Source organism: Pseudomonas sp. FP818 (genome assembly GCF_030687335.1).
Lineage (GTDB): Bacteria > Pseudomonadota > Gammaproteobacteria > Pseudomonadales > Pseudomonadaceae > Aquipseudomonas > Aquipseudomonas shahriarae.
In genome coordinates this window covers 1615683-1632776 of record NZ_CP117427.1, presented here as the reverse complement: position 1 = coordinate 1632776, position 17094 = coordinate 1615683, and the positions used below count along the sequence as shown (strand labels likewise).

Here is a 17094-nt window from a genome sequence, read left to right as displayed (position 1 = left end):
CCATCCATGGCCCAGCGCGGCTAAACCGGCGTCCTGCCGGTTTACCCCCCAAATCAATATCGGATGACGGCCAGCGTGGTTTAACGGGGCGCCTCAGATCAAAAGCAAAGCGAGGCGGCCTGACAGCCGACCTGATCGTCGAGGCGTACGCGGATTCCTGTGGGAGCTGGCTTGCCTGCGATGGCGGTGTATCAGTCGATAAATGTATTGGCTGAGACACCGTCATCGCAGGCAAGCCAGCTCCCACAGGGGGGAAGGCAGCTTCGCGCTCTGGCATTGCTGTTGCTCTGCTTTTGATCTGGCTTTTGATCTCAGGCGCCCCGTTAAACCACGCTGGCCGCAGGCAGGTATTGCGCAGTGGGCACCCCGGCATGGATGCCGGGGTAGCCGCGACACGGCCATGGATGGCCGATCGCGGCGGGCCCACGGAGCAATGCCTGACTGCGGGCATGCCGAGCCTAGGCGAGGCACCGAGTGGTGGGGCAAAAGCGCTTTGGTTACTTTCGCGCTCTTCGAAAGTGACCCGCCGTTGAACTGCCCCCCGAATGTTGGACACCTGACCCCTCGGGAGGGTGTTCCATGACGAAATACAACCTAGCGCTCAAGCAATCACTGATTGAAGAGTGTCTGTCTGCCAGTAGCGTTCATGAGGTGGCCCTCAGGCATGGCTTGAGTCCATCGCTACTGCGGCGCTGGATCAAGGGTTTTGAAAAGCACGGTTCCTCTGGCTTGATTGCTAAGTACAGCCATTACGATGCCCAGTTTAAATTGAAGGTTTTGCAGTGCATCGAACAAGACGGACTGTCGGCCCAACAGGCCTGTATACAGTTTGATATCCGTGGCCCAAGCAGTATCAGGCAGTGGCAAAAGCTGTACGATGAGGGCGGCGTAGAAGCGCTACAACCGCATCGTCTTCAAGAGTCCAGCATGCCCCGCAAACCTTCCAGACAACCCAAAGCAAGTCCTGCTCTTCCTGCGGACGCAGAGCTGACCCCTGAACAAATGCTCGCAGAACTGGCCTATCTGCGCGCGGAGAATGCCTATTTAAAAAAGCTCGATGCCTTAATCCAAGCGGATCCCCGTACTGCGCAGCCAAAAAAACGCAGGCCGTCCAAGGATTGAGGCATGAGCATCCACTTGCTCTGTTGCTACGTGCAGCGGGACTTGCACGCAGCACCTTCTATTACCAAAGCAAAACACTGCTAACCGACAAGCATGCCGACCTTAAAGATCGCATCCGCAGCGTCTTTCACGGGAATAAGGGGCGTTACGGCTACCGCCGTATCACTGCGACCCTTGGAAACAGTGGTGAGTTGATCAATCACAAAAAGGTGCATCGGCTGATGCAGATAATGGGCCTCAAGTCGCTGGTCAAAGTGAAGAAATATCGCTCTTACCGAGGTGCTGAAGGGCTTGTTGCGCCTGATCTACTAAAGCGCGAATTTAAGGCAGAAGCCCCTAACCAGAAATGGGTAACCGACGTGACGGAGTTCAAGGTGAAGGGGCAAAAGCTGTTTCTCTCGCCTCTCATGGATTTGTACAACGGCGAGATCCTGGCCTACCAGATCAACCGACGTCCCGAATTCAGGATGGTCTCGATGATGCTGGAAAAAGCCTTCGGGCGACTGAGTCGAGATGAAAAACCAATACTGCACTCTGACCAGGGTTGGCAGTACAGGCAGCCTACCTACCGACATATGCTGGCCGAAAAGAGCATCGAGCAGAGCATGTCGCGCAAGGGTAATTGCTTGGACAATGCCGCCATGGAAAGCTTTTTCGGCACACTCAAGAGCGAGTTTTTCTATCTGGAATCATTTGAGAGTGTGGAGCAGCTGGCATCAGGCATAGAGGATTACATTGCCTACTACAACCAAGACCGCATAAGCCTCAGACTGAATGGCTTGAGTCCGGTACAATTTCGTATCCAGACGCTGAATCAATAGCGTCCCTGTCCAACATTCGGGGGGCAGTTCACGTAAGGGCGGAACCCTAAGTGGCCGTAACCGCAGCAACGGATATGTACACCCCCCCAACAACCCAAAAAGAGCAAGTCGCGTAGATACTCATGGCTATCGCAATTTTTGCCTACCGACGCGGCTAGTATTGATCCTGGCGCGGCAGGCGCTGGGACAGTTCATCGAGCAACTTCTGCTCGCGCTTGTCCTCCAGGGCCCGCGCCTCATCGATGTAACGCTGCACCAGCTTGCGCAGGCCCTCGACCCGGGCGTAGGCCTGTTGCCAGCCTTCGCGGGCTTTGTCGAGGTTGTTCTGGTGCCAGGCCAGGCTCTGGCGCTGCTGGCCGACGGCGCTTTCCAACTGGTTGAGAAAGTGCTGATAGTTCATCAGCCACTGACCGGAAACACCCTTGCTGCCGCGATCAATCCACTGCTGTTGGTACTCGCCGCGAAAGCGCTCCAGGTCACCGAGCTTACTCTCGGCCAGGCGCACCTGGCCCTGGAAATGCCCCAGGCGCTGGGCGGCGGTGCGTTCGGCGCTTTCGGCCATCTCCACCACGGGAGCAAGGCGCGCGGCGCGACTGGTTGCCATGGCCGGTTAACCGCCAGGCGCAGGGGCGAACACCGACGCCAGGTGCGCTTCGCTTTCGGCCATGCTGATATTGTCGTTCAGGCCCTGGCGCAGGTAGGTCACCAGTTGCGGTTGCAGGGCAATCGCCAGGTCGGTCTCGCGGTCGCCACCGGCCACATAGGCCCCCACGCTGATCAGGTCGCGACTCTGTTGGTAGCGCGACCACAACTGCTTGAACTGCTGGGCGCGGGTCATATGCTCGGCGCTGACCACCGACGGCATCACCCGGCTGATGGACGCTTCGATATCAATGGCCGGGTAGTGCCCTTCCTCGGCCAGGCGCCGGGACAGCACGATATGCCCGTCGAGCACACCCCGCGCCGAGTCGGCAATCGGGTCCTGCTGGTCATCGCCTTCAGAGAGTACGGTGTAGAACGCCGTGATCGAGCCACCACCGGCCTCGGCATTACCCGCCCGCTCCACCAGCTTGGGCAGCTTGGCAAATACCGATGGCGGATAGCCCTTGGTTGCCGGCGGCTCGCCAATGGCCAGGGCGATTTCCCGCTGGGCCTGGGCGAAACGGGTGAGGGAGTCCATCAGCAACAGGACATTCTTGCCCTTGTCGCGAAAATATTCGGCAATCCGCGTGCAGTACATAGCCGCGCGCAGACGCATCAGCGGCGCATCGTCCGCCGGCGAGGCCACCACGACCGAGCGCTTGAGGCCCTCTTCACCGAGGATGTGCTCGATGAACTCCTTGACCTCACGGCCCCGCTCGCCAATCAGGCCGACCACGATAATGTCGGCTTCGGTAAAGCGCGTCATCATGCCCAGCAGCACACTCTTGCCCACACCGGTACCGGCGAACAGGCCCAGGCGCTGGCCGCGACCAACCGTCAATAAACCGTTGATACAGCGAATACCCACGTCCAGCGGCTGGCTGATGGGGTTGCGCTTGAGCGGGTTGATGGTCGGGCCGTCCATCGGCACCCAGTCTTCGGCCTTCATCCCGCCCTTGCCGTCGAGGGCGCGGCCGGCGCCGTCGAGTACCCGGCCGAGCATGCTCATGCCCATCGGCAGGCGCCCGGTATCGGCCAGTGGCACGACCCGCGCCCCCGGTGCGATACCGGCGAGACTGCCCACCGGCATCAGGAATATCTTGCTGCCGGAAAAGCCCATGACTTCCGCTTCCACCTGCACCGGGTGGTAGCTGTCATCGTTGATCACCAGGCAGCGGCTGCCCATGGCGGCGCGCAGGCCCTCGGCTTCGAGGGTCAGGCCGACCATGCGCAGCAGGCGGCCCTCAAGGATCGGTTGGCCGGGCAACTCGGTGGCTTCGGCATAAGCGCCCAGGCGTTTGGCGAAGCTGGTGCGGTCAAGGCGCATCCGGGGCGTCCAGGTCGATGCTCAGGTCGGGCGCCGCCGGATGCAGCACCTGCTCGTGCAACTGGTCGAACAGCTTGGCCATGATCTGCGCAATGCGCGTCTCGACCGTAGCGTCGATACGACTGTGCTCGGTCTCGACCCGGCAACCGCCAGGCTGCAACGCGGCATCCTCGACAATCCGCCAAGTCTCCTCATGGCGCTCGCGCAAGGCTTTGACCTGCTCGAAATCCTGGGGGTTGATGTACAGCCGCACATTGCCAACGCCCAGGGGCAGCAACTTGAGGGCTTCGCGCATCACGCTTTCAATTTGGCTGGAGTCCAGCACCAGCTCACGCTGGATAACCTGGCGGGAGATGTGCTCCACCAGGCCCACCATGGACTTTTCCAACTGCGAATCCTGCTCGGCAATCGGCGCGAACAGGCTGCCCATCAGGCGTTCCAGGCTGGCCAGCTTGGCACTCAGGGCCGCGTCAGCTTCCTGGCGGACCTTGAGCGTGGTGCTGTGAAACCCTTCTTTCTCGCCGGTGGCAAAGCCTTCGTTGTAAGCCTCCTGGCGGATGCTTTCGAGCTCTTCAAGGGTCAGTGGCTGGACTTCGTCCAGGGGCACTTCTTCCATCTCCACCGGCACTTCTTCGACCGGCTCAGGCTCGGGCTCAGGCCTATGCGGGTCGAAGCTGGGCAGCGACCAGACGTCGAACCCGCCGACGTCCCGGGCGCGAATCAGATCGCTGGGCGTCTCATCATTGTTCGACATGCGCTGCGCCTTAAATCATTTCTTCGCCGCCCTTCCCGCCGAGAACGATTTCTCCGGCTTCGGCCATACGGCGGGCAATGGTGAGGATTTCTTTCTGTGCGGTTTCCACGTCGCTGACGCGCACCGGGCCCTTGGCTTCGAGGTCGTCGCGCAACAGTTCCGAGGCACGCTTGGACATGTTCTTGAAGATCTTTTCCTTGACGCCCTCGTCCGAGCCCTTGAGGGCCAGCACCAGCACATCGGAGGACACTTCACGCAGCAACGCCTGGATGCCACGGTCGTCGACATCGGACAGGTTGTTGAACACGAACATGAGGTCTTCGATCTGCACCGACAGGGTGTCGTCGATCTCGCGGATCGAGTCCATCAACTGGCCTTCCACCGAGCTGTCGAGGAAGTTCATGATGTCGGCCGCGCGCTTGATACCACCCAGGGTGGTACGGGCCGCGTTGGAGTTGCCGGAGAACTGCTTCTCCAGAATGGTGTTCAGTTCTTTCAAGGCCGCCGGTTGCACGGTGTTCAACGACGAGACGCGCAGGATGATGTCCAGGCGCACCTTGTGGTCGAAATGGCCGAGCACTTCGCCGGCCTGGTCCGGGTCCAGGTAGGCCACGACAATCGCCTGGATCTGCGGGTGCTCGTAACGGATCACGTCCGCCACCGCCCGTGGTTCCATCCACTTGAGGCTGTCGAGGCCGCTGGTGTTGCCGCCCAGCAGGATGCGGTCGATCAGGCCGTTGGCTTTGTCTTCGCCCAGGGCCGAGGTGAGCATCTTGCGGATGTAGCTGTCGGAGCCGACACCCAGGCTGGTCTGGTCGCCGACGATCTCGACGAACTCGCTCATCACCTGCTCGACTTGCTCGCGGTGCACATTGCGCATCTGCGCCATGGCCACACCGACCCGTTGCACTTCCTTGGGGCCCATATGGCGCAGCACTTGGGCAGCGTCGGTCTCACCCAGGGACAGCAGCAGCACGGCGGCTTTGTCGACCCGGGTCAGCTTGGCAACAGAGGCTCGATTATCACTCATCTGCGTTGATCCACTCTTTCACGACCTGGGCCACACGACCCGGGTCTTCTGCCACCAGACTTTTGATTGCATTCAACTGCGCGTCATACCCTTCACTCGGGCTTGGCAGCAGAATGCTCTGCGGCCCGCCGAGGCTGACGCGGTCGTTGGCCAGTTCGCCATCCAGGCCGCCCATGCCACCCAACTCGACATCGCCGAACGGCGCCAGCTGCTTCTTGCCGTGGCCGGTGATGTTGTTGAGCACAGGGCGCAGCACGCCGAACACCAGCACCAGGATGAACAACACCCCCAGCACTTGTTTGACGATGTCCCAGAACCAGGGTTGAGAGTAGAACGGAATATCGGCGATCACCTCAGCGCGCTCCAGGGAGAACGGCATGTTGATCACGCTGACACTGTCGCCACGGCTGGCATCGAAGCCCACGGCGTCCTGCACCAGGCGCGTGAAGCGCGCCAATTCATCGGCGGTCCACGGCGCGCGGGTGGTTTCGCCGTTGGCGGCGTTGATCTTGACCTGGTCATCCACCACCACCGACACCGACAGGCGGTTCAAGCGCCCTTGCTGTTGCTTGGTGTGGCTGATGGAGCGGTCCAGCTCGAAGTTCTTGGTGGACTGCTGACGCTTGTCAGCCGGGTATGGCGCGAGCATTGGCTGGCCGGTGGCCGGGTCCATGATTTGCTGGCCGTTGGCGTCCAACAGCGGCTGGCCGGGCTGGATCGCGCTGGCGGTCGCGGCGGCGCCACCGGTGGTTTGCGGGGCACTGGCTGGGGCTGGCGGCTGATTGCTCAGGGCGCCGGGTACGCCTTGCGGAGGACCATTGGCGGCAGTGCGCTGTTCGCTGGTCGATTGCTCGCTGCGCAGGGCCGGCTGGTCGGGGTTGAACTGCTCGGAGGTCGACTCGACAGCGCTGAAGTCCACGTCGGCAGACACTTCGGCCTTGTAGCGGTCGTTGCCCAGTACCGGCTGCAGGATGTTGTGCACGCGCTGGGTGAGCATGCTTTCCATGCGGCGGCTGTAGTCGAACTGTTTGCCGGCCATGGTCAGCGCGGAGTTTTCCGCCTGGTCGGAAAGCAGGTTGCCTTTCTGGTCGACCACGGTGATCTGTGATTTGCTCAACTCGGGAACGCTGGTCGCCACCAGATTGACGATGGCCAGGACCTGACCCGGTTCCAGGGAGCGCCCGGCAAACAGCTCGACCAGTACCGAAGCGCTGGGCTTGCGTTCGTCGCGTACGAATACCGAGCTTTTCGGGATGGCCAGGTGCACACGGGCACCCTTGACGTTATTCAGGCTGGCGATGGTACGTGCCAGCTCGCCTTCCAGGCCGCGACGGTAGCGGGTGGCTTCCATGAACTGGCTGGTACCCAGGCCCTGGTCTTTATCGAGAATCTCAAAACCGATATTGCCATCGGTCGGTGCCACGCCGGCGGCGGCCAGCTTCAAGCGGGCACGGGCGACGTCGTCGGCCTTGACCAGCAAGGCGCCGGAGTTGGGCTCGACGGTGTAGGCAATATCGGAGGCGGCCAGGGTTTCCATGACCTGCTTGGCGTCCATTCCCGCCAGGCTGCCATACAGCGGCCGGTAATCGGGCTGCTGGGACCACAACACCACGGCAAAACCAATTGCCACGCTGGCAGCCAGGCCGACCATCAGGCCCACCTGACGCAACATGGTCATTTCGGAGAGGTTTTCCAGGAACGACAGGCCAAACAGCGGCGGTTTGCCGTCTGTCTTGGCGGGTACGTTATCCACGACTGCTTCTGCCATGACTTAAATCTCGTCCTTAAACCGGCATCTGCATGATGTCTTGATAAGCCTGAACCAGCTTGTTACGCACCTGGGTCAAGGCCTGGAAGGAAACGCTGGCTTTCTGCGAAGCGATCATCACGTCGGTGAGGTCCACGCCGGTCTTGCCGATTTCAAAGGCCGTCGACAGTTGGCTGGAGGCCTGCTGGGTATCGCTGACTTTGTTGATGGCTTGACCGAGCATATCGGCAAAGCTGCTTTGGCCCAATTCCGGCGCTTGTACGACGGATTTCGGCTGGGACATGGCGTCCATTTGCATGGATCGCATATCCAACATCAACCGATTGAACTCAACACCTTGGCTCATGAACTTCTCTCTCCGACGACCCGCAATTTTTTGACACTACGCAGCGGTTAGTACGGGTAGTAGCAACAAGGGTGCCAGCTCCTTGGCAACTCGTAAGAAAAGCCGACAAACCTTGTCAGCTGATGTGTATCTCAGCTCGCGAAAAGGAATGCTTCCACATCCATCCCGGCATCGCGCATTTGCGCCAGCTTGTAGCGCAGGGTGCGCGGGCTGATGCCCAGGCGCTCGGCCGCTTCTTTGCGGCGGCCACGCTCGGCGCGCAGGGTGTCGATGATCATCTGGAATTCACGGCGACGCAGGTCGTCACCAAGACCGCCAGCGGCCTCGGCCGGGGCGCTTTCCTGTGGGGCCGGGGCCAGGCTCGGCATTGGCGCGCTACCGGCGCCGACGGCCAGGCAGAAGTCCTGGGGCTGGATCAGGCCGCCCTGCTGCAAAATCAGCGCGCGCTGGATCGCGTTGTCCAGCTCGCGCACGTTGCCGGGCCATGGGTAACTGATCAGGCAAGCCTGGGCTTCGGCCGACAGGCGCGCCTGAGCGTGCTTCATTTTATTGACGTGCTTGCTCAACAGGCGCTCGGCCAGCGGCACGATATCGGCCGGGCGTTCACGCAACGGGCGCCAGGCCAACGGGAACACCGAGAGCCGATAGAACAGATCTTCGCGGAAGCGCCCTGCTGCCACTTCGCCAGCAAGGTCGCGGTTGGTGGTGGCGACCACGCGGATATCCAGCTGGATCGGCTTGCGCGCGCCCACCCGCTCCACTTCGCGCTCTTGCAGCACGCGCAGCAGCTTGGCTTGCAGGCCCAGGGGCATTTCGGAGATTTCGTCGAGCAGGATGGTGCCGCCATCGGCCTGCTCGAACTTGCCGGCCTGGGCGGCGATGGCGCCGGTGAACGAGCCCTTTTCATGGCCGAACAAGGTGGCTTCGAGCATGTTGTCGGGGATCGCCGCGCAGTTGATCGCGATAAACGGCTGGCTGGCGCGGTGAGATTGCTGGTGGATGTAGCGCGCCAACACCTCCTTGCCGGTGCCGGACTCGCCGGAGATCAGCACCGTGGAATCACTGCGGGCGACCTTGGCCGCCAGCTCCAGCAATTGCGCACTGGCCGGCTCGACAGCAATCGGGCCCTCGCCGTCTGCAACACCCACGACGCCAAGCGCATGGCGCGCCACCAGCTCAATCAGGGCCTTGGGTTCGAAGGGCTTGACCAGGTAGTCTGCCGCGCCCTGGCGCATGGCATCGACGGCGCGCTCCACCGCGCCGTGGGCGGTCATCAACAGCACCGGCAGTTGCGGCTGGCGTGCGCGCAGCAGGCCTAGCAACTGGTGGCCGTCCATGCCGGGCATGTTGACGTCGCTGACCACCAGGCTGAAGGACTCTTGCTCCACGGCCTGCAAGGCTTCCTCGGCCGAACCGACCGCCCGATAGTCATGGCCCGCCAACAGCAGCGTGTCAGCCAGTGCTTCACGCAGGGCGCGATCGTCTTCAACCAGTAAAACCTTGATAGCCATTTATCCTTACTCCCATCCTTTTCAAGGTTTTTGAAAAGGCAGCTGCATTTGGTGCCCCGTGGTGAGGGGGGCAAGCCCCCTCGCCACAGGTCGTATGCGTGTTCTTTACTCCGCGCTGGCCGCGCCGGAAAACAGCGGCAGCGTTATCAATGCACAGGTGCCGCGCCCCACACGGGAACGCAAGTGCAATTCTCCCTGATGGGCACGGGCCACTGCCTTGACCACGGTCAGCCCGAGGCCGGTGCCATTGGTCTTGGTGGTAAAAAAGGGTTCACCCAGGCGCTGCAACACCGCCGGATCAATCCCACTGCCGCTGTCACTGATGCACAGGCGCAGGGTTTGCTCACGGCTGTACAGGTGCACTTTGAGGCGCGCACCCGGGCCGCTGGCCTGGCTGGCGTTTTCGATCAGGTTGAGCAGCGCACCCACCAGGGTGTCGCGGTTACACAGCAACTCACCCCAATGACTGTCGCACTGCCAGCGCACCGAGGCTTCCTGGACATGGGTGGCAGCGGCGGCCTGCAGCGCCTGCAGCAAGGCGGCAGGCGTGACCCGGTCGGTCAGCGGCAACTCGCCCCGGGCGAAGACCAGCATGTCGCGTACCTGGTGCTCCAACTCATGCAGGCGCTCCTTGAGCCGTCCGGCAAACCGCTGATGGGTGGCGGCCGGCAATTGTTCATCAGTCAAATGACTGGCGTAGATCAACGCGGCGGACAGCGGTGTGCGAATCTGATGCGCCAAAGAAGCAACCATCCGCCCCAGGGACGACAGGCGCTCATGGCGCGCCAATTGGTCTTGGAGGTGCCGGGTTTCCGTCAGGTCGTTGAGCAGCACCAGTTGGCCGGGCTCAGCGTCCAGGGAACGGGTGGCGATGGACAGGCGGCGCCCATCCTTGAGGGAAATTTCGTGGCCGTCGTCTTCACGGGGGGCAAAGCAGCGCGTGATGACATGGCGCCACAGCTCGCCTTCCAGCGGCAGGCCCAGCAGGTCGCAGGCCGCGGGGTTGGCTTCGCGTACGCGGCCCTGGTCGTCGATCACGATCACGCCACCGGGTAACAGGTCGAGAAGGTTTTGCAGACGGTTGGCCAGGCGCTCTTTCTCGGCCAGCTCTTGCATGCGCTGGGCACTGACCACCGCCAACTCGCCCTTGAGCTCCGAAACCCGGGCTTCCAGCAAGCTGTAGGAGTCCGTCAACTGGCTGGACATCTGGCTGAACAGCGAAAACGCCTGCTCAAGCCCTTGCCGGCTGATCTGCTCTACGGACGGGACAAGTCCCTGGGTGTCAGGGACTGAAGAAAGGTGGGCGGCGTGGGGCATCGTGCTCTCTCGCTTGGCTGACCGTCAGTTAAACGGAACGTTGCGAGTGCTATAGCAATACCCGTGCCGGAAAAAATATCCTTATTTTTCAGTAGGTTAAAAAACAGGCGTCAATCATCCGCCTGTTCATCACCTTCACGACGGCTCATGCCGTACTTGCGCATCTTCTCTACCAGCGTGGTGCGGCGGATGCGCAGGCGCTCGGCGGCGCGGGCAACGATGCCATTGGCGTCGTCCAAGGCTTGCTGGATCAGCCCTTGTTCGAGGCTGCCGAGGTAGTCCTTCAGGTCCAGGCCTTCGGGCGGCAGCATGGCGGTGGCGCCGAAGTTCGGGGTATGGCCATTGATCGCCACCCGCTCCTCGAGATCACTGCGCAGGCTGTCCACCAGCTGTTCGTCTTCGTCATCGACATAGCGGAACTTCTTGGGCAGCTCGACCACGCCGATCACCCCGTATGGATGCATGATTGCCATGCGCTCCACCAGGTTGGCCAGCTCGCGCACGTTGCCCGGCCAGCCGTGGCGGCACAGGGACATGATCGCGGCGGAGTTGAAACGGATCGAGCCGCGCTTTTCGTGTTCCATGCGCGAGATCAGTTCGTTCATCAGCAACGGGATGTCTTCCACACGCTCGCGCAGCGGGGCCATCTCGATGGGGAATACGTTGAGGCGGTAGTACAGGTCTTCGCGGAAGCTGCCGACCTCGATCATGCTTTCGAGGTTCTTGTGCGTCGCGGCAATGATCCGCACATCGACGCTCTGGGTCTTGTTGCTGCCCACGCGCTCGAAGGTGCGCTCCTGCAACACGCGCAGCAGCTTGACCTGCATCGGCAATGGCATATCGCCGATTTCGTCGAGGAACAGGGTGCCACCGTTGGCCAGCTCAAAACGCCCGGCACGGCTGGTGATCGCCCCGGTAAAGGCGCCCTTCTCGTGGCCGAACAGTTCGCTTTCGAGCAGTTCTGCCGGGATCGCCCCGCAGTTGACCGGCACAAAAGGTCCGTCGCGGCGCTTGGAGTGGTAATGCAGGTTACGTGCGACCACTTCCTTGCCGGTGCCTGACTCGCCGAGGATCAGCACGCTGGCGTCGGTATCGGCCACTTGCTGCATCATCTGGCGCACGTGCTGAATCGCACGGCTGGTGCCGACCAGGCTGCGGAACAGGTTGGGTTCGCGGTGACGTCCGCGCTCGCGGGCCTGGTCGTACATCTCGCGATAGACCTGGGCACGGTGCAGGGAGTCGAGCAATTTGCTGTAGCTGGGGGGCATTTCCAGGGTGGAAAGTACACGGCGGCGCTGGTCTTCCGGCAAATCCACGGAAGAAATATCACCCATCAGCAACACCGGAAGGAACTCATCCCAGGTTGAGAGTGTCTTTAACAGGCCCAGAACTGCGCCAGGAGCGTTTACCGTCCCGATCAGCACACAGATGACTTCACGGCTCGACGACAAAGAGCTGACAGCCTGCTGCCAATCATGGCTGCCGCAGGGCAAATTTTCTTCGCCAAGAAAATTCAAAATCACCGCCAGGTCGCGGCGGCGAACGCTATCGTCATCGATCAGCAGAATTTTGGTTTCACGCCACATGCAATAGCAACTTCCCTAGTAAAACTCAAATGCCCTCGAATCGGGGCAATCTAGATAGCTGTAGGCGTTTTCTGCGCTACGGATACCTGACGTCTGAAAATAGCACTAGTTAAGTCAAAATTATGCGAACAGTCAAATTTATGACGCACCATGTTCGGATTAACTGAGCCAGATCAGCCGAACAGATGGTAAACCTTTGACGCATTTTTCGCTTGGTTGATCTGCGACATCTCTTCAAATATCGCCTGGCGCTCGCCGGTCGTCACTTCCAGCAACTGCTGGTAGACCGCTAACAGGCTCTCCAGCTTCTCCCGCAGCGCGTCCTCGTCCACCGGCGCTTCGCTGAGCACCTCGTCGATCCAGACACGGCAGCCCATGTCCAATTCGCTGATCGCATCCCAATTGCGCTCTGCCAGCGCGCCAACCAAGGCGTCGCGGGTTTCGTCGATCCGTTGCAGTGCGTGGCTCATGCTGTGTTCCTCAAGGCCGACGGCCCTATTGTGGCGCGATGGCATCCCAGCCACTTTTGACAGTAATCAACAACCGTGCGACTTCGTCGATCATGTCGGCATCGTTGACGCCATTGGCCTCAACCAGACGGTTACTCATGTACTCGTACAACGCATCCAGTTGCTGCACCGCCGCTGGATCTTCGGCTTTTTCCGGCTCCAGGCCATCACGCAGGCCGGAGATGATTTCAATCGCCTTGCCCAGCATCAGGCCCTTCTGGGCGATATCACCACGGCTCAATGCGCCCTTGGCCTGAGCCATGCGATCGAGGCCGCCTTCCATCAGCATCTGCACCAGACGGTGCGGGCTGGCTTCGGAGATCTGGGCGTGGGAATTGACCTTCTGGTATTGGCGAAGGGCTCTCATAGGGTTCATGTTGCTACCTCGTTACAGGCCACAGTCAAATAGGATTGCTTAAGTAGTTTTTCGACTGTACCGAGAAAAACTTTAATCCCTCACCGAGTGCCCGGGCCCTTTTTCAGGGCCTGCGGGCGCACCATTCATCAGTTCGACTTAGGATTGTTCAGCGCGTTGAGGGTGGTCATGATGCTGGAACTGCGGGAGTTGATCTGCGCGATCATCGTGTCCATGGCGGTGTACTTGGCCGACAGGGACTTCTGCAGGGCTTCCATGCGGCGGTCCAGGTCAACCTTTTCAGTGGTCAGATCAGTCAGCTTGTTGTTGAGATCTGTCGCACGGGTCGCCAGGGTGCCGGTGGTACCGACATAGCTGCTGGTCGCCTTGTTCATGCGCGTGATCAGGCCGGTGTCGCCGGTGAACATCTTGGCGATATCGCCTGCGCCCTTGACCACAGCCTTGTCCCACGCCTTGTCTTCCAGGCTCAACAAGCCGGTTTTCTGGTCAGTGGTGATGCCCATCTGGGCCAGACTGCTAATGCTGCCCACACCCTTGCCGTTGACCAGCTCGGAACGCAGGCTGGAGACCAACTGACGCATCGACGCATCACCGGTCAAGGCCCCCGCTGTAGTGGTGGAAGCATCGCCGGTGGCGGTGACCTTGGTCTGGGTGTTGATGGCAGTCATCAGCGCGTTGTAGGCGGTGACGAACGACTGCACCGAGGTCTTCAGGGTGTCGGTGTTGCTGGCTACGGTCAGCGTAACCTTTTTTTCCAGGTCACCATCCAGCAGCTCCAGGGTCACGCCGCTGATCGCGGAAGTGATCTTGTTGCTGGTGGACTCCATCACGACATCATCGATGGAGTATATGGCGTTCACCGGCGACGTACCCTTGTCATAACCGACCGCCAGCTCCGAGTCACCACTGAGGGTGATGTCGGTGCCTACACCGCTAGTGCTGGAGGTCAAGATCAGGCGCCCGCCGTTGGAGTCACTCAGAACGTTGGCACTGATGCCCTGGGCAGAAAGCTGGGTATTGATGGATTCGCGAACCTCTTGCAAGGTCGCGCCTCCAGGCACCAATACATCGTAGTTTTTACCCGACTGGGTAATCGTCAGCGTCTGAGTCTCATCGCTAGCGTTGGCCTTGCCCGAGGCGCCACCTTCGATGACTTTGCTGGAGACCTTGGACGAGGTCGCCAGATTCTCCACCTTAAGGACGTATTTGCCAGGGGCCGCGCCGTCACCCAGGGTGACCTTGGCGTTTTTTTCTTCGGAGGTCGTGGCGGCCAGACCATTGAAGGCGGACTGGTTGTTCAACTTGGTGATTGCCGCCTGGTAGGCTTCCAGCGCCGTTTTCACAGAGCCCACGGCCGACAGTTTGACGGTGGCGTCTTTCTGCTGGGCGGTGATCTGCGCCTCTTTGGGCGCGCGTTCGGCCCCCACCAACGCCTTGACGATGGCTTGGGTGTCGTAGCCCGAACCTGGGCCGGAAATCGTTGAACTAGCCATTTGCTACTCTCCTTGTCCTGCGGTTGCCGCTTTTTTGGCGTACGAACGCCCAAGCAGCAATCAGAAACATGTTTCGTGCCAACTCAAGCCCTTGTATCAAACAACAGGCTGCTGGCATCGCTCAGGTTCTGCGCCAGCTTCAGCGCAGTCTCCGATGGAATTTGTCGAATCACTTCGCCACTGTCGGTAGCGATCACCTTGACCACTACTTTGCCGGTGGAGTCATCGATGGAAAAATCCAGGTTGCGCTGTGAAGCCTGCACAAACTCACGCATATCGGTAACAGCTTTTTCCAATGCCACGCGCTGTGGCTCCTCGGCGGGTTCGGTCTCGGCCTGCGGGACAGGCTTGGCCTGGGTCGCAGCCGTGGCGGGAGCCTGGGTGGTAGCAGCAGGGTATGACGCGTTCAGCTTGATGCTCATGTCCATGTCATCACCTCCAAACTGAAAAAACGGAAGGGCACGTTAGCACCCCCCCGTTGATTAACCGCTAGCCGATATTACTGAAGCAGCTTCAGTACAGCGGATGGCAGTTGGTTGGCCTGGGACAGGATCGCAGTGGAAGCCTGTTGCAGGGTTTGTTGCTTGGTCAGTTCAGCGGCTTCGGAAGCGAAGTCAGCGTCTTCTACGCGGCCTTTGGCAGCCGAGGAGTTCTGCGAAATGCTCTGCAGGTTGGCCACGGTGCTGGCGAAACGGTTTTGCACCGCACCCAACTGCGAACGCTGGCTGTCGATCTGCTGCATGGCGTCGTCCAGGGCCTGGATGGCTTGCTGGGAAGAAGCGGCGGACAGGATGTTCAGGTCGGAAACGGTGGTTTCCAGAGTCACAGCGTTAGTGGTGCCAGCTGTCAGACCCAGCTTTTGGAGGCCAGTGCCCGCACTACCGTCGGCGATAACGATGTTCTTGTCAGCGAACAGCGACAGAGTACCGTCAGCTGCTTTGGTAGCCATCACACCGGTGCTTGCGCTGTTGATCGAAGCTACGATTGCGTCAGTGGTATCGCCTTTCTTGAACTTGACTTCAACTCCGTTCAGGCTGATAGAGGTGTCTTCGGTCAGTTTGGCTTGGGAGGTACCTGCAGCCAAGCCCAGTTGCGACAGCGAGCCGCTGACAGTGTTGCTCAGCTTAACGTCGTTGCCATTTTCCGAAGTAACCTGGATACGGCCTTCGGTACTGATGGTTGCGTTCGCGATACCGTTAACGTTACCAATTTTGGTCAGAACCGACGCGATATCATCAGTTGCAGTCCAAGTTACAGCAGTACCGTTTACAGAGATCCCACCAACAGCGCCCATGTCGGTAGCGCCGGTTTTAACAGAAGCAGGAGTTACCGGAGTAGTAGCAGCGACCAGACCCAGCGAGGCCAAAGGAGTACCGGCGCCATTCGCAATGGTGAAGGCCTTGTCAGACTTCAAGCTCAGCACACCAGCGTCTACCGAAGCAGTTACACCAGTAGTAGCTGTGGCAGCGTTAATTTTGCTGAGGGCTTCAGCAATAACATCTGCACCACCAGCAGAGGCAGCAGCAGCACCAAACGCGATGACAGTGCCATTGATGGTCATTGTATCTGTGGCAGCCAGAGTAGCAGTGGCTGACACTGCGGCACCGCCGGCAACGCTTGCACCAGCAGGGCTACCCAACACAGAACCAGTGGAGGTTGCGCTCAGGCCAGCCATCGCACCACCAGTAGCAGTGGCTTCGCTGTAGTTACCCTTCAGAGCAGTAGCGCTGATATCAGTCATACCGAACGAGATAGTCTCGTTGGCGTTGGCGCCGATCTGGAACGCCACGTTGTTGAACGAGCCGTCCAGCAGGTTACGACCACCAAAGGTGGTGGTGGAAGCGATGCGGTTCAGCTCGCCCACTTTAGCGGTGAATTCTTGTTGCAGGGAAACACGGTCAGCGTCGCTTTTATCACCGTTCGCCGCTTGCAGGGCGAGTTCACGCAGACGCTGCAGGGTGTTGGTGGACTCTTGCATTGCGCCTTCAGCGGTCTGGGCGATCGAAACACCGTTGTTGGCGTTAGCGATGGCAACGTTCAGGCCTTTGACCTGGTTGTTCAGACGGTTGGCGATCTGCATGCCAGCGGCGTCGTCTTTGGCGCTGTTGATTTTCAGGCCGGAAGACAGACGGTTCATCGACTGGCTCAAAGCGTCGGATGCTTTGTTCAGGTTCTTCTGGACGCCCAGGGAAGTGATGTTGGTGTTTACGGACATTGCCATGACGAAATCCTCGTGAGTTGGATACTGCGGCTTCCGGCCCTGGCAACCGCCGGGTGTGGCCTAGAGAACCTTCGTAATAGTTATCGTCGTGAATGCAGGTTGCTTGAGGATTTTTTTGAGTTTTTTTGCTAGCCCTGTGCCACCCCTTGTATTTCAAGGCCTTATAGATGGCCGAAATGCCAGCAATCACGGGTTACTGGCGCCAGAACCCCGCCTCGACACCCGCATAAAAAAACGCCCATGATCTTTCGACCCTGGGCGTTTTTTATGC

At 60.1% G+C, this 17094-nt stretch carries 15 protein-coding genes; 1 reads left to right on the top strand and 14 read right to left on the bottom strand.

The genetic code is table 11. From position 1 onward, the window contains the following. The first annotated feature begins 579 nt into the window (after positions 1-579). Positions 580-1943 (top strand): IS3 family transposase gene (locus PSH80_RS07340; RefSeq protein WP_090412738.1). Its coding sequence is split into 2 segments (ribosomal slippage): positions 580-1045 and positions 1045-1943, totalling 1365 coding nucleotides; the frame shifts between segments, so codons are not numbered across the junction. A 154-nt stretch (positions 1944-2097) separates the two neighbouring features. Here PSH80_RS07340 and fliJ read toward each other — a convergent pair. The 14 genes from fliJ to PSH80_RS07270 form a co-directional block, all read right to left on the bottom strand. Next, positions 2098-2547 carry a flagellar export protein FliJ gene (gene fliJ, locus PSH80_RS07335; protein WP_057444567.1) on the bottom strand — a complete coding sequence of 150 codons (450 nt, stop codon included), beginning with the start codon at positions 2545-2547 and terminating at the stop codon, positions 2098-2100. Positions 2548-2553: 6 nt separating this feature from the next. Next, positions 2554-3912, bottom strand: a complete 1359-nt coding sequence (fliI, locus tag PSH80_RS07330) for a flagellar protein export ATPase FliI (RefSeq protein ID WP_057438806.1) — start codon at positions 3910-3912, stop codon at positions 2554-2556. After that, complete coding sequence (gene fliH / locus PSH80_RS07325; protein ID WP_120732238.1) at positions 3902-4666, bottom strand: flagellar assembly protein FliH; 765 nt, start codon at positions 4664-4666, stop codon at positions 3902-3904. The genes fliI and fliH overlap by 11 nt, the downstream gene beginning before the upstream one ends. Positions 4667-4676: 10 nt before the next feature. Beyond that, positions 4677-5696, bottom strand: a complete 1020-nt coding sequence (gene fliG / locus PSH80_RS07320) for a flagellar motor switch protein FliG (protein WP_029292514.1) — start codon at positions 5694-5696, stop codon at positions 4677-4679. Further along, positions 5689-7464 (bottom strand): flagellar basal-body MS-ring/collar protein FliF, encoded by a 1776-nt coding sequence (gene fliF / locus PSH80_RS07315; protein ID WP_128593909.1) that lies wholly within the window; start codon positions 7462-7464, stop codon positions 5689-5691. Before fliF ends, fliG begins: the two co-directional genes overlap by 8 nt. A 16-nt stretch (positions 7465-7480) precedes the next feature. Next, a complete protein-coding gene (gene fliE, locus PSH80_RS07310) occupies positions 7481-7810 on the bottom strand; it encodes a flagellar hook-basal body complex protein FliE (protein ID WP_057960244.1) in 330 nt (109 codons plus the stop codon). Between the two features lie 131 nt (positions 7811-7941). Next, positions 7942-9321 carry a sigma-54 dependent transcriptional regulator gene (locus tag PSH80_RS07305; RefSeq protein ID WP_057960245.1) on the bottom strand — a complete coding sequence of 460 codons (1380 nt, stop codon included), beginning with the start codon at positions 9319-9321 and terminating at the stop codon, positions 7942-7944. 105 nt (positions 9322-9426) lie between these two features. Next, complete coding sequence (locus tag PSH80_RS07300; protein ID WP_057438801.1) at positions 9427-10638, bottom strand: PAS domain-containing sensor histidine kinase; 1212 nt, start codon at positions 10636-10638, stop codon at positions 9427-9429. Between the two features lie 110 nt (positions 10639-10748). Continuing rightward, a complete protein-coding gene (locus tag PSH80_RS07295; RefSeq protein WP_057960246.1) occupies positions 10749-12224 on the bottom strand; it encodes a sigma-54 dependent transcriptional regulator in 1476 nt (491 codons plus the stop codon). A gap of 173 nt (positions 12225-12397) precedes the next feature. Continuing rightward, positions 12398-12694, bottom strand: a complete 297-nt coding sequence (locus PSH80_RS07290) for a flagellar assembly protein FliT (RefSeq protein ID WP_057438799.1) — start codon at positions 12692-12694, stop codon at positions 12398-12400. Between the two features lie 25 nt (positions 12695-12719). Beyond that, entirely contained in the window at positions 12720-13109 is a 390-nt protein-coding gene (gene fliS, locus PSH80_RS07285; RefSeq protein WP_029292498.1) for a flagellar export chaperone FliS, read from the bottom strand. Positions 13110-13237: 128 nt separating this feature from the next. Then, a complete protein-coding gene (fliD, locus tag PSH80_RS07280; RefSeq protein ID WP_186626281.1) occupies positions 13238-14602 on the bottom strand; it encodes a flagellar filament capping protein FliD in 1365 nt (454 codons plus the stop codon). A gap of 83 nt (positions 14603-14685) precedes the next feature. After that, positions 14686-15030: a flagellar protein FlaG gene (locus PSH80_RS07275; RefSeq protein WP_120732229.1), complete on the bottom strand. Its 345-nt coding sequence runs from the start codon at positions 15028-15030 to the stop codon at positions 14686-14688. A 71-nt stretch (positions 15031-15101) separates the two neighbouring features. Beyond that, the gene (locus PSH80_RS07270; protein ID WP_305419689.1) at positions 15102-16823 is read right to left on the bottom strand and encodes a flagellin; all 1722 of its coding nucleotides are present in this window, start codon (positions 16821-16823) and stop codon (positions 15102-15104) included. Positions 16824-17094: the final 271 nt, after the last annotated feature.

Coding starts and splice junctions, on each gene's coding strand:
- fliI (WP_057438806.1), bottom strand. CDS start 3,912: ATGCGCCTTGACCGCACCAGCTTCGCCAAACGCCTGGGCGCTTATGCC.
- fliE (WP_057960244.1), bottom strand. CDS start 7,810: ATGAGCCAAGGTGTTGAGTTCAATCGGTTGATGTTGGATATGCGATCC.
- fliG (WP_029292514.1), bottom strand. CDS start 5,696: ATGAGTGATAATCGAGCCTCTGTTGCCAAGCTGACCCGGGTCGACAAA.
- PSH80_RS07275 (WP_120732229.1), bottom strand. CDS start 15,030: ATGGACATGAGCATCAAGCTGAACGCGTCATACCCTGCTGCTACCACC.
- PSH80_RS07270 (WP_305419689.1), bottom strand. CDS start 16,823: ATGGCAATGTCCGTAAACACCAACATCACTTCCCTGGGCGTCCAGAAG.
- PSH80_RS07305 (WP_057960245.1), bottom strand. CDS start 9,321: ATGGCTATCAAGGTTTTACTGGTTGAAGACGATCGCGCCCTGCGTGAA.
- PSH80_RS07300 (WP_057438801.1), bottom strand. CDS start 10,638: ATGCCCCACGCCGCCCACCTTTCTTCAGTCCCTGACACCCAGGGACTT.
- PSH80_RS07290 (WP_057438799.1), bottom strand. CDS start 12,694: ATGAGCCACGCACTGCAACGGATCGACGAAACCCGCGACGCCTTGGTT.
- fliS (WP_029292498.1), bottom strand. CDS start 13,109: ATGAACCCTATGAGAGCCCTTCGCCAATACCAGAAGGTCAATTCCCAC.
- fliJ (WP_057444567.1), bottom strand. CDS start 2,547: ATGGCAACCAGTCGCGCCGCGCGCCTTGCTCCCGTGGTGGAGATGGCC.
- fliF (WP_128593909.1), bottom strand. CDS start 7,464: ATGGCAGAAGCAGTCGTGGATAACGTACCCGCCAAGACAGACGGCAAA.
- PSH80_RS07295 (WP_057960246.1), bottom strand. CDS start 12,224: ATGTGGCGTGAAACCAAAATTCTGCTGATCGATGACGATAGCGTTCGC.
- fliH (WP_120732238.1), bottom strand. CDS start 4,666: ATGTCGAACAATGATGAGACGCCCAGCGATCTGATTCGCGCCCGGGAC.
- fliD (WP_186626281.1), bottom strand. CDS start 14,602: ATGGCTAGTTCAACGATTTCCGGCCCAGGTTCGGGCTACGACACCCAA.